The sequence below is a fragment of the Rheinheimera nanhaiensis E407-8 genome, from assembly GCF_000296695.1.
Taxonomy (GTDB): Bacteria; Pseudomonadota; Gammaproteobacteria; order Enterobacterales; family Alteromonadaceae; genus Alishewanella; species Alishewanella nanhaiensis.
The window spans coordinates 1-12,097 of the sequence record NZ_BAFK01000007.1 but is presented as its reverse complement, the minus strand read 5'-3'; the positions used below and the strand labels follow the sequence as shown (position 1 = coordinate 12,097).

11 protein-coding genes are annotated in these 12,097 nt (G+C 51.7%); all 11 read left to right on the top strand.

The genetic code is table 11. The features are described 5' to 3' along the window. Nucleotides 1–14: 14 nt before the first annotated feature. On the top strand, nucleotides 15–1,394 hold the full coding sequence (locus tag RNAN_RS07235) for a YcjX family GTP-binding protein (protein WP_040551872.1): 1,380 nt from the start codon (nucleotides 15–17) through the stop codon (nucleotides 1,392–1,394). Beyond that, nucleotides 1,391–2,401, top strand: a complete 1,011-nt coding sequence (locus RNAN_RS07230) for a TIGR01620 family protein (RefSeq protein ID WP_008220296.1) — start codon at nucleotides 1,391–1,393, stop codon at nucleotides 2,399–2,401. The genes RNAN_RS07235 and RNAN_RS07230 overlap by 4 nt, the downstream gene beginning before the upstream one ends. 104 nt (nucleotides 2,402–2,505) lie before the next feature. After that, nucleotides 2,506–3,717 (top strand): trans-sulfuration enzyme family protein, encoded by a 1,212-nt coding sequence (locus RNAN_RS07225; protein WP_008220294.1) that lies wholly within the window; start codon nucleotides 2,506–2,508, stop codon nucleotides 3,715–3,717. Between the two features lie 175 nt (nucleotides 3,718–3,892). Then, nucleotides 3,893–4,699, top strand: a complete 807-nt coding sequence (phhA, locus tag RNAN_RS07220; protein ID WP_369403246.1) for a phenylalanine 4-monooxygenase — start codon at nucleotides 3,893–3,895, stop codon at nucleotides 4,697–4,699. Between the two features lie 9 nt (nucleotides 4,700–4,708). Beyond that, nucleotides 4,709–5,050, top strand: coding sequence for a 4a-hydroxytetrahydrobiopterin dehydratase (locus RNAN_RS07215; RefSeq protein WP_040551856.1), 342 nt, complete (start codon nucleotides 4,709–4,711; stop codon nucleotides 5,048–5,050). Between the two features lie 202 nt (nucleotides 5,051–5,252). Further along, a complete protein-coding gene (gene tyrR / locus RNAN_RS07210) occupies nucleotides 5,253–6,815 on the top strand; it encodes a transcriptional regulator TyrR (RefSeq protein WP_008220287.1) in 1,563 nt (520 codons plus the stop codon). 214 nt (nucleotides 6,816–7,029) lie between these two features. Continuing rightward, the gene (hppD, locus tag RNAN_RS07205; RefSeq protein WP_008220285.1) at nucleotides 7,030–8,103 is read left to right on the top strand and encodes a 4-hydroxyphenylpyruvate dioxygenase; all 1,074 of its coding nucleotides are present in this window, start codon (nucleotides 7,030–7,032) and stop codon (nucleotides 8,101–8,103) included. Further along, nucleotides 8,096–9,229, top strand: a complete 1,134-nt coding sequence (locus RNAN_RS07200) for a homogentisate 1,2-dioxygenase (protein ID WP_008220284.1) — start codon at nucleotides 8,096–8,098, stop codon at nucleotides 9,227–9,229. Before hppD ends, RNAN_RS07200 begins: the two co-directional genes overlap by 8 nt. 23 nt (nucleotides 9,230–9,252) lie before the next feature. Next, nucleotides 9,253–10,269: a fumarylacetoacetate hydrolase family protein gene (locus RNAN_RS07195; protein WP_008220282.1), complete on the top strand. Its 1,017-nt coding sequence runs from the start codon at nucleotides 9,253–9,255 to the stop codon at nucleotides 10,267–10,269. A gap of 155 nt (nucleotides 10,270–10,424) precedes the next feature. Further along, complete coding sequence (maiA, locus tag RNAN_RS07190) at nucleotides 10,425–11,063, top strand: maleylacetoacetate isomerase (protein WP_008220280.1); 639 nt, start codon at nucleotides 10,425–10,427, stop codon at nucleotides 11,061–11,063. 186 nt (nucleotides 11,064–11,249) lie between these two features. Beyond that, nucleotides 11,250–12,097: chemotaxis protein (locus tag RNAN_RS07185; protein ID WP_040551855.1), on the top strand; the 848-nt coding region annotated here is incomplete at its 3' end.

Here is a 12,097-nt window from a genome sequence, read left to right as displayed (position 1 = left end):
AAGCGCTATTGCCGGTGTCATTTCTCAGTCAACTACAACATCAGGGGCGCGAGCTGACCGGCCGGGCCCTTGACCGTCACCTGCGTTTGGGGGTAACCGGGCTAAGTGGAGCCGGTAAAACTGCGTTTATTACTTCCCTGGTACATCAGCTGACACAAGGCGATAGCAGTGACAACCTGCCGTTTTTTGCCGTGGTACAACAGCAACGCTTTTTAGGCGCGCGTTTAAGCCAGCAACCACTTAGCGTGCCGCGCTTTGCGCTGGATCAAAACCTCAGTTATCTGCAGCACGAGCCGCCACAGTGGCCGCCTTCAACGCAGGGCTTTAGCCAATTGAACCTGAACCTGCGTTATAAAGCTGCTGAAGGGCTGCGCGCCAGGTTACAACATAGCAGTGAGCTGGCGCTGGAGGTGATCGATTACCCGGGGGAGTGGCTACTTGATTTACCACTGTTAGAGTTAACTTATGCCAAGTGGTGTGAGTTTAGCTGGCAGTTATTTGCCCGGCCGCACCGTAAAGCGGCGGCAGAGCCGTTTAAACAAGCGTTGCTATCTGCTGATTTAAGCCTGAGTACGCCCGGCCAGCTGCAGCAGTTAACCGATGCCTACAAAACCTTAATGCAACAGTTTCACCAGATCCCAGGCGCTTATTTAAACCAGCCCGGTAGGGTATTGGTACCGGGGGAGCTTGCCGGTGCGCCTATGCTGCAGCTGTTTCCGCTGCTGCCAGAGCAGCTTGAGGCTGCACCGGCACTGGCTAAGCAACTGGAGCAGCATTATCAAAGCTATTGCCAGCATGTGATTAAGCCATTTTATCAGCGTTATTTTGCCCGGCTGGACCGGCAGGTTATTTTGGTTGACTGTCTGGCGGCGCTTAATGCCGGTGCTGATGCGTTAGCTGAGCTGAGCCAGGCGCTCAAGCTTATTCTGCAGAGCTTTCAGTACGGGCCGGGCGGGCTGTTAAGCCGCTTGTTTAAGCCGCGCATCGATAAAGTGTTATTTGCCGCCAGCAAAGCCGATCATGTTACCCCAGAGCAGCACAAAGCGCTGACACTGCTGCTGCAGCAATTGTTGCAACAGCCGCTGAAACAAAGCCTGTATCAGGCCGCGACTTCAGAGGCAATGTCGATTGCTGCCATTCGCGCCAGTAACAGCGGTTATGTGCAGGTAGACGGTCTGGCGCAGCCCTGTTTAAGCGGCACTACTATGACAGGCAAAGCGGTAACCTACTTTCCCGGCGAGGTACCGGCAGCACAGCCAGATGCGCAGCTGTTTAGCCGCCATAAATTTGAATTTATTGAACTTAGGCCACAGCCCTGGCGTGACAATACCGCCTTGCCCCACATTCGCATGGATCATGTGCTGCAATTTTTGCTCGGAGATAAACTCAGATGAGCCCGTTAAAACAAGCACGTTTTTTTGCTGACAAAACGCTGGCAGAGCCTGCACCGTTGCAAGGGCCCATCGCCCTGGACGGTGAGCAGATGCAGCCAGATATGGTCAGTGCTGAAGTGCCGGCAAAAGCGACCGCGAACTGGTGGTGGCGGCTGGCGGCAGGCACTTTAATTGGCTTGCTGCTGTTGTCAGGCTGGCAGTGGTGGCAATGGCTGGAGCAAAGCTGGCAACAGCATTGGCTGTACGGTACAGCTGTCAGCCTTATTTCATTAGCGCTGCTTATTTTGCTGGTGGCGCTTGGTTGGCGTGAGCTAATGCTATGGCGGCGTTTGGCACGTAACCGCCGCTGGCAACACAGTGCTGAGCGTATCGCTAACAGCGTGCAATATGGTGAGGCGGCAGCGCTGTGTCAGGCGATAGCGCAGAGCCTGACACCCAGTGCTGAGCTTGATGCAGCATTACAGCAATGGCGCAGTACGGTAAAAGCCGAGCACAGTGACGAAGAGCAGTTACAACTGTTTGAGCAACTGGTGTTAAGCCCGCTGGACAAAGAGGCGCAGCAGCTGATTTACCGCGCCGCGACCGATACCAGCATGGCCGTAGCGGTAAGCCCCTTTGCTCTGGCCGACATGTTGTTGGTACTGTGGCGCAGCAGCCGCATGCTGCGTGAACTGGCGCAGCTATATGGCGGCAGTATTGGCCAGTTACGCAGCCTGGTGTTACTGAAGCAGCTGTTTAGCGCGTTATTGTGGGCCGGTGGCTCTGAACTGGCGCTGGATATGGCCTCTGACGTGCTAAGTAGTGAACTGACAGCAAAAATTTCTGCCCGCGCCGGCCAGGGTATTATTGCCGGCTTGCTGGTAGCGCGGCTGGGTAACCTGGCCCAGCAGCGGCTCAGACCACTGCCGGCCAGCAAGACTGCCAAAGTAAGCCTTAGCGCACTGAGTAAAGCGCTGCTGCAGCGCTTTAAAGCCGCGCTGCAAACTAAAGCTGACAGCAAAGCCTAACACTTAGCTGATACCGCCAGACTGCAAGATGTCTGGCGTGCTTCCATTAACGGCAGATTCTGCTATTTGTTACTGCGACTATCACTCTCAGTAGCAGTATTTCTATGCACGACAACACACCAAACAATAAAAACAACCACGCTGAAACACTCTGCATTCATGCCGGTAAAGAGAAAAACCAGCATGGCACTTTAGCCACACCGCTTTATCAAAGTTCTACCTTTGTGTTTGATAATGCCGAGCAGGGCGCTGCCCGTTTCGCCGGCGAAGCCGAGGGCTATATTTATACCCGCTTAGGCAACCCGACTACGCGCGAGCTGGAGCTTAAAATTGCTGCGCTGGAAGGGATGGCCGATGCCGCTGCCACCGCTACCGGTATGGGCGCCGTCGCTGCCAGTACCATGGCATTTTTACAGCAGGGCGATCATCTGCTGGCCAGTAAGGCGATTTATGGCTGCAGTTTCGCGCTGTTTAACCATATGTTTGCCCGCTATGGCATTGAAGTCAGCTTTGTTGACATGACAGATCATGCCGCGGTAGAGCAGGCCATTAAACCGAATACGAAAATGCTGTTCGCCGAAACCCCGATTAACCCCAATATGGTGGTGCTGGACTTGGCGTTTTTAGCCGATGTTTGCCGCCAGCATCAGCTTATTTCGGTGATCGATAACACCTTTATGACGCCGCTGCTGCAAAAACCGGCTGACTATGGCATTGATATTATTATTCACAGTGCCACCAAGTACCTCAATGGCCACGGCGATGTGGTCGCCGGCCTTATCGTGTCAGACAGTGAAACCATTAAAACCATTAAGCTGACCACGCTAAAAGACATGGGCGCTACCATTAGTCCGCATGATGCCTGGCTGATTATCCGCGGTTTAAAAACGCTGGCGGTAAGGTTAGAGCGCCATTGCAGCAACGCGCAAAAAGTGGCCGAGTTTTTAGCGGCACACCCGGCGGTGCGTGAAGTGTACTATCCGGGCTTACCCAGCCACCCGGGCTATAAGTTTATCGGCAGTCAGATGAAAGCCGCCGGCGGTGTATTGGCTTTTGAGCTCAATGCCAGTCTGGACGAGAGCCGCTATTTTATTAACCAATGCCAGCTGTTAAGCCTTGCCGTTAGCCTGGGCGATGCCGAATCGCTTATTCAGCATCCGGCCTCAATGACGCACAGCCCTTACACCGCCGAAGAGCGGCAAATGGCCGGTATTAGCGATGGCTTAATCCGTGTATCGGTTGGGCTGGAGCATGTCGATGATATTATTGCCGATCTGGCGCAGGCGCTGACCAAGATGCAGCAGTTGCAGCGCTGAGTGTTGCTTTGTAAGCCATTCTTTACGCTTTTAGCGTTAACTTTAGCCGGCAACGAGATTAACTCTTGCCGTGCTATCGCTTAGTATCCGCACTAACTAATTATCTGCCCAACAACACACAATAATATCCGCGCAGATAAGCGGGACACCCCGTATAACAGTATTTAGCAACAGGTTGTCTATGAGTAAGTCGAGTAAGTATGTTTCCCGTCAGTCTGATAACAATGGCGTTATTGCCTGGTCAGATGAAGAGAATCAAATTTGGCATGAGCTGATCACCCGTCAACTTGGCGTGATCAAAGGTAAAGCCTGCGACGAGTATATGGCCGGGCTGGATAAACTGCAGCTGCCAACTGACCGCATTCCGCAATTGGAAGAAGTGAGTAAAGTATTGCGCGCGACCACTGGCTGGGAGTGTGCTGAAGTGCCGGCGCTGATAAGTTTTGACAAGTTTTTTGAGCTGTTAGCCAATAAGCGTTTCCCCGTCGCCACTTTTATTCGCAGTCGCGAGGAATTTGATTATCTGCAAGAGCCGGATATTTTCCACGAAATTTTCGGCCACTGTGCCATGCTGACCAACCCGGCCTTTGCCGAGTTTACCCATATCTACGGCAAGCTGGGCCTGGCCGCCAGCAAGCAGGACAGGGTATATCTGGCGCGGTTGTACTGGTTTACCATCGAGTTTGGTTTATTAAGCACGCCCGATGGCCTGCGCATTTATGGTGGCGGTATTTTATCTTCGCCTGGTGAGACGAAGTATGCGCTAGAGTCAACAGTGGCAGAGCGCAAGCCGTTTGATGCGCTTGATGTGCTCAGAACGCCATACCGCATTGATATTATGCAGCCGATTTATTTTATGATTGAGCGTATCGACCAGCTGTTTGATATTGCCCAGCTGGATCTGATGGCGCTGGTTGAGCAAGCCAAAGCACTGGGGCTGCATGCGCCTAAATTTCCGCCAAAAGAAAAACAAGCAAGTTAGGATAAAGTGATGTCTGAATTAAAAGCTATGCAATGCGAGGCCTGCCGTGCTGACGCGCCTAAGGTGTCTGATGCTGAATTACCGCAGTTAATGCGTCAGATCCCGGATTGGACGCCAATAGTGCGTGATGGCATTTTGCAGTTGGAGCGTGAGTTTAAATTTAAAAACTTCAAGCTGGCCTGGGCCTTTCATAACAAAGTGGCGGAGCTGGCTGAAGCTGAAGGCCACCACCCGGCATTATTACTTGAGTGGGGTAAGCTGACGGTGACCTGGTGGTCGCATTCGATTAAAGGCCTGCATAAGAACGACTTTATTTGCGCTGCCAAAACTGATGCTTTGTTATCGGCCTAAACCATAGTGCGCTAAGCTAGTTAGCAGCGTGGCGTTAACGCGCCGCGCTGCTGTGTTAATATCTCAGCGCTGTTCCCGTTATCTGCCGCATCGGCATTGTCAACTGTCTTTTTGTTCACATTTCTTTACAAAAGCGCTGGTCTCTTGTTCGTGTTTTACCGTATTATGCTGCTCATTCGATAGTCGTGAGGCACTTTGCGGTATGCGGTTAGAAATTCAATGTCAGAACCGGCTTGGGCTGGCGCAAGAAGTTTTAAATGTTCTGGTAAGTTATCAGCTGGATCTGCGTGGTATCGAGGTAGACCCCAGCTTAAGCCGGATGTACGTGTCTTTTCCTACCGTTAACTTTGAGAAATTCCAGGAGCTGATGGCTAAGATCCGCCGCATTGCCGGGGTGGAAGACGTGAAAACCACCGCTTTTATGCCCTCAGAGCGCGAACATAACGAGCTGTCGACCTTATTAAAAACCTTGCCGGATGGCCTGATAGCGGTAGACAGCAAAGCCAATGTTACGGTAATCAATGATGCGGCGCTGGACGTGTTAGCCGTTAGTCAGGATGCGATTGCCGGCCAGTCGTTACAGGGCATGGTAAAAGGCTTTAACTTTCAGCGCTGGCTGGAAGGTGATGAAGTGCTGGCGCAAACGCGGCGGCTGGAAATTCACGGCAAGCGCTTTGTTGCAGATATTCTGCCGGTAATGGTGCCGGATGAAAGCGGCCATGAAATTCTGGCCGGTGCGGTGATTAACTTAAAATCGGAAAGCCGGCTTGGCCAACATATGGTGGCGTTTAAAAAAGGCGATCAGGAAAGTTTTAACACCCTGCAGGCACACAGTAATTTAATGCGAAAGGTGGTACGCGAAGCCAAGAAAATGTCGCAGCTCGATGCCCCTATTTTAATTATGGGTGAAACCGGCACCGGCAAAGAGCTGCTGGCCCGTGCCTGTCATGCTGCCAGTAGCCGCAGTGGTAAACCGTTTTTAGCGCTCAATTGTGCGTCTTTACCGGATAACGTTGCGGAGTCTGAGCTGTTTGGCTACGGCGCCAATGCGTTTCCTGGTACCACCGAAGGCAAAAAAGGCATTTTTGAACAGGCCAATGGCGGCACGGTATTTTTAGATGAAGTCGGTGAAATGTCGCACCAGCTGCAAACTAAGCTGATCCGCTTTTTACAGGATGGCAGTTTCCGCCGGGTTGCCGATGAAAACGAAGTAAAAGTGGATGTGCGGGTGATTTGCACCACGCAAAAAGACTTACCCGGCATGGTACAGGAGGGCAAATTCCGCGAAGATTTGTTCTACCGCTTAAACGTACTGACACTGGCCTTGCCGGCGCTTAGAGAGCGTAAACAGGACATAGTGCCGCTGGCCGAATTTTTTATCGCCCGTTTTGCCGCCCGTTTGGGCCGTAAGGCACCGAAACTGACCGACAGCTGTGCTAATTTCCTGCAAAATTACCCCTGGCCGGGTAATGTGCGTCAGCTAGAAAATGCCTTGTACCGCGCCATTACGCTGCTCGAAGGCTTTGAACTGGATAAAGAGCATTTGCAACTGCCCAGCTACAACAATGACTTTGGCTATTTAGAGCAGGATTTTGACGGCACCCTGGATGAAGCGGTAAAACGCTTTGAAGCCAACCTGCTACGAAAGCTGTTTCCGGCTTACCCCAGCTCGCGCCAGCTGGCGAAAAAGCTGGGCTTAAGCCATACCGCGGTCGCCAACAAGCTGCGCGACTACGGCATAAATCGCAAGAGTGTAAAAATTTAATTACGCTTTGTCCGCAAAGTGATACGAAATCAGGGCCGCCAATGCCAGTTGGCGGCCCGTTTTTACCCTTTTATGGGTACTTTGTGCGTTTCGTAGCGCCAACTTTACAAAACCACCGTTTGGCCCTGTTCTAAGTGTCGGCTGTTGGCCTCTTCCTTTTTTTTACCGCTGGCGCATTATTAGCGCCATCTAAGACGTAGCAGGGAATACACCAATGATTGATAACATTAACCCACTGGGTACTGACGGTTTTGAGTTTGTTGAATACACGGCGGCAGATGCAGAAGGCATTCAAAAGTTAAAAGACTTATTTTACTCACTCGGCTTTACCGAAGTAGCCAAGCACCGCTCTAAACAGGCCTGGTTGTACAAACAGGGTGATATCAATTTTATTGTCAATGCTGAGCCAAATTCACAAGCCGAAGAATTCGCCCGTGCCCATGGCCCGAGCGTTTGCGCGATGGCATTTCGGGTAAAAGATGCGGCCCATGCCCTGAAGCATGCGCTGGCCAACGGTGCCAAAGAGTACAAAAACCAAATTGGCCCAATGGAGCTGAATATTCCAGCCGTATACGGTATTGGCAGCAGTCTGCTGTACTTTGTTGACCGTTACGGCGCAAGCAGCGTGTACGACATCGACTTTAAATATTACGACAACTGGCAGGTCGAGATGGCCAAGCACGGCGTTGGCCTGGAAGTGCTGGATCACTTAACCCATAACGTGATGCGCGGCAATATGAATGTCTGGGCCGGCTTTTACGAGAACATCGGTAATTTCCGCGAGATCCGCTACTTTGATATCGAAGGTAAGTTAACCGGTCTGGTGTCAAAAGCGATGACAGCACCCTGCGGTAAAATTCGTATTCCGATTAACGAATCATCAGATGACAAATCACAGATTGAAGAGTTTATCCGTGAATATAAAGGCGAAGGCATTCAGCATATTGCGTTAACCACCGACAATATCTATGACACCGTACGCACGCTGCGTAGCCGTGGTATGGAGTTTATGCCCACACCGGATACTTACTACAACAAGGTAAACGAGCGGGTTGAAGGCCATAGCGAAGATTTAGATCAGCTGCGCGAGCTGCGTATTCTGATTGACGGCGCACCGATGAAAGATGGCATTTTGCTGCAAATCTTCACCAAAACAGTAATAGGCCCGGTGTTCTTTGAAATTATCCAGCGTAAAGGCAATGAAGGCTTTGGCGAGGGTAACTTTAAAGCCCTGTTTGAATCGATTGAAGAAGACCAAATTCAGCGCGGAGTGTTAAGCAATGCGTAAATGGGCATCGTTTCCGTTAAAGGAAGGAGATGTATCACGTCAGGCACATGCCGATTTTCCCGAGCAGGCGATTTATGAGCGCGAAACCGGCCGCAGCGGCTTTTTTGGCCCGGCGACGCACTTTCATCATCGCCATGCACCAACCGGCTGGACCGACTGGCAGGGGCCGCTTCGGCCGCACCTGTTCAACTTTAATGAGATTGGTAAAGATAACGCCAACTCGCCCTGGGCAGTGCCAAACCTGCTGTTTAATGCGCATTGCAAAATGCGCACCTGGCGTTTAACAGAAAACATGAGCAAGCTGGTGCGTAACGCCGATGGTGATGAACTGCTGTTTATCCACGAAGGCAGTGCTGAGCTGTACTGCGACTACGGCCATATGACAGTGCGCGACGGTGATTACATCGTGATCCCGCGCTCAACCATGTGGCGCTTAGAGCCAAAAGAGCCGATGTTTATTCTGCTGATTGAGGCCACCAACGACAGCTATCAGCTGCCGGAAAAAGGCCTGGTAGGTAACCACGCTATTTTTGACCCGGCGATGCTGGATACACCAAAAATTAACGATGCCTTTAAAGCACAGTACAGCGAAGAGCGCTGGCAGGTTGAGGTAAAACGTCACGGCCAGGTGTCAGTAATTACTTACCCCTACAACCCGCTGGATGCTATTGGCTGGCACGGTGATTTAGCGGTAATGCGCATTAACTGGCGCGATATCCGCCCGCTGATGAGCCACCGTTACCATTTACCGCCCTCAGCGCACACCACCTTCGTGGCGCAGCGCTTTGTGGTGTGTACCTTTGTGCCAAGGCCAATCGAGAGTGACCCGGGCGCGTTAAAAGTGCCGTTTTATCATAACAATGATGATTATGATGAAGTGCTGTTTTACCATGCCGGTGATTTTTTCAGCCGAGATAATATCGAAAAAGGCATGGTGACTTTTCATCCGGCTGGTTTTACCCACGGCCCGCACCCGAAAGCCTTTCAGGCTGGCCTGGAGTACCGCAAAAAGTTTACCGACGAAGTGGCGGTAATGCTGGATACCCGCGATGCGCTGGAAATGGGCGAGGCGGCACTGGCCACCGAAAACCCGGAATACGTTAACAGCTGGAAAGTAAAACCCTGAGCACGGTTGGTTAAGGACAAAACATGAAGTTAGCAAGTTTAAAAAATGGCAGCCGTGACGGTTTGCTGGTAGTGGTAAGCCGTGATTTAAGCCGCTGTGTGGCGGTGCCAGCAGTGGCCGCAACCATGCAGCAGCTGCTGGATAACTGGGCGCAGTTAAGTGTAAAGCTTGAGGAAGTGTATCAGGCACTGAACAGCGGCAAAGTCGATGGCGAAATGGCCTTTGATCAGGCACAGTGTGAATCGCCATTACCTCGCGCTTATCAGTGGGCCGATGGCAGTGCCTATGTCAACCACGTTGAGCTGGTGCGCAAAGCGCGCAATGCTGAAATGCCACCCAGCTTCTGGACTGATCCTTTAATGTATCAGGGCGGTTCAGACGATTTTATCGGCCCGCGTGACAATATCGATGTGGTCAGCGAAGACTACGGTATCGACTTTGAAGGCGAAGTGGCGGTGATTACCGATGACGTGGCGATGGCCTCAACTGCCGATGAGGCGCGCAGCAAAATCCGCTTAATTATGCTGGTAAACGATGTGTCACTGCGCGGCCTTATTCCGAACGAGCTGGCTAAAGGCTTTGGCTTTTTTCAATCGAAGCCGGCATCGGCCTTTAGCCCGGTAGCGGTTACGCCGGATGAACTGGGCGACAAATGGCAGGACGGCCGGGTGCATTTGCCGCTGCTATCGACCTACAACGGTAAGTTGTTTGGTAAACCCAATGCCGGTGTTGATATGACCTTCGACTTTGGCCAGCTGGTGGCGCATGCGGCGAAAACCCGTAACCTGGGCGCGGGCGCTATTATTGGCTCGGGGACAGTGTCGAACAAGCAGGGTACTGATCATGGTACCTCGGTAGAAGAAGGTGGTGTAGGCTATAGCTGTATTGCCGAGATCCGCATGATTGAAACCATCCGCGATGGTAAGCCGTCAACATCCTTTATGAAGTTTGGCGATACTATCCGTATGGAAATGCTGGACGAGCAGGGCAATAGCATTTTTGGCGCTATTGACCAGCAAGTGGTTAAGTATCAGAACTAACAGCTTAGTGAGCAGATGCGGATGTACTTTTTTCTGTGACCGTTGAAGGCCCGGACGGCCTGAGACGAGCCCCCAGGGATGGGTTTACGGCGTGTCACAGAAAAAATGTACGCAGCAGCTGCGGGATTCGAAGCGCATAATTTGCAGGACAGATCATGAAACTCTATGGCTACTGGCGTTCATCTGCCGCTTATCGGGTGCGCATCGCACTGAATTTAAAACAGCTTAGTTTTGAAAACCTGCCGGTACATCTGGTGAAAAACGGCGGCGAACAGCATAGCGACAGTTACAAAGCGCTAAACCCGGCGCAGCTGGTGCCCACCTTAGTGGATGGCGATCTTAGCCTGAACCAGTCGCTGGCCATTATCGATTATCTGGATGAGATGTACCCACAGCCTGCGCTGTTGCCAGAAGATACCGCAGCCAAAGCCTGGGTACGGGCACTGGCGCTGGATATCGCCTGTGATATTCACCCGCTGAATAACTTACGGGTGCTGCAGTACCTGACCGGGCCGCTGGCGTTAACCGAGCAGCAAAAGCTGGCGTGGATAGCACACTGGTTAAGCACTGGCTTTACGGCACTGGAACAGCGCTTGGCACAAAGCGCCGGCCAGTACTGTTTTGGCGATAGCGTAACCCTGGCCGATATCTGCCTGGTGCCACAGGTGTATAACGCTCAGCGCTTTGCGCTGGACTTAACGCCTTATCCACATATTCGCGCGGTGTACCATAACTGCCTGCAGCTGGCGGCGTTTGCCTTAGCTGCCCCAGAGCAACAACCTGACGCTCAGTAAAGCTACCGGCTGCATTGCAGCCGGTATCATCTTTCTCTTTTCTCTAGACGATTGGCCAGAGTCGCCTATGCTTAATCAAGTTTCTACCACAATTTGTCACCAGTTGATTGCGTGAACACCGGTAACATGTTGTAGTAGATAGCATTAATATTCAAAAGCGGCGCAAGGCCACTGGGGTAGGCAAGCATGAGTAAATTGATGGCGGCAGTAAACCAGCGTACCAATCTGGTTGGCAATAACCGGCTGGAACTCTTGTTGTTCCGTTTGCGCGGGCCGCAGCCATTTGGCATTAATGTGTTTAAAGTGCGTGAAGTGCTGCAATGCCCTGAGTTAACCGAAATGCCGGGCTCTAGCCCGCATGTCAGGGGCATTGCCCATTTGCGCGGTGTGCCGGTGATGGTAATCGATTTAAGCCAGGCGACCGGCGGCAAACCAATAGAAGATTTATCTAGCGCCTATGTGCTGGTTACCGAATACAACCGTCATACCCAGGGCTTTTTAGTTAGCAGTGTTGACCGCATCGTAAACACTAATTGGGATCAGATTATGCCGCCACCTAAAGGCGCCGGCGCCGGGCATTATCTTACTGCCGTTACCGAGATCGATGGCAAGCTGGTACAAATTATTGATGTGGAAAAAGTGTTCTCTGAGATTACCCCGGTGAATGAAGACGTTAGTGAGGAGGTAAAAACTAAAGCAACTGAGCGTGATTTTGACGATCTGATTGTTTTGGTAGCAGACGACTCCGCCGTGGCACGCAATCAGGTAAAGCGGGCGTTAAGTTCAATTGGCATACGGGTGGAGCTGGTTAATGACGGCAAACTGGCATTAGATTGGCTCAATGCGAAAGCGGCTGAACTCGGTGGTGATATTTCTGCTAAGGTGCCGTTGCTGATTTCTGACATTGAAATGCCAGAGATGGATGGTTATACCCTGACGGCTGAAATTAAAGCCGATCCGCAGCTGCGCAATATGCATGTAGGACTGCATTCGTCGTTAAGTGGGGTATTTAATGAAGCGATGGTGAAAAAAGG

Excerpts from the sequence above, each read along its gene's own strand:
- RNAN_RS07230 (WP_008220296.1), top strand. The coding sequence starts at position 1,391 with ATGAGCCCGTTAAAACAAGCACGTTTTTTTGCTGACAAAACGCTGGCA.
- RNAN_RS07225 (WP_008220294.1), top strand. The coding sequence starts at position 2,506 with ATGCACGACAACACACCAAACAATAAAAACAACCACGCTGAAACACTC.
- RNAN_RS07215 (WP_040551856.1), top strand. The coding sequence starts at position 4,709 with ATGTCTGAATTAAAAGCTATGCAATGCGAGGCCTGCCGTGCTGACGCG.
- tyrR (WP_008220287.1), top strand. The coding sequence starts at position 5,253 with ATGCGGTTAGAAATTCAATGTCAGAACCGGCTTGGGCTGGCGCAAGAA.
- hppD (WP_008220285.1), top strand. The coding sequence starts at position 7,030 with ATGATTGATAACATTAACCCACTGGGTACTGACGGTTTTGAGTTTGTT.
- RNAN_RS07200 (WP_008220284.1), top strand. The coding sequence starts at position 8,096 with ATGCGTAAATGGGCATCGTTTCCGTTAAAGGAAGGAGATGTATCACGT.
- RNAN_RS07195 (WP_008220282.1), top strand. The coding sequence starts at position 9,253 with ATGAAGTTAGCAAGTTTAAAAAATGGCAGCCGTGACGGTTTGCTGGTA.
- maiA (WP_008220280.1), top strand. The coding sequence starts at position 10,425 with ATGAAACTCTATGGCTACTGGCGTTCATCTGCCGCTTATCGGGTGCGC.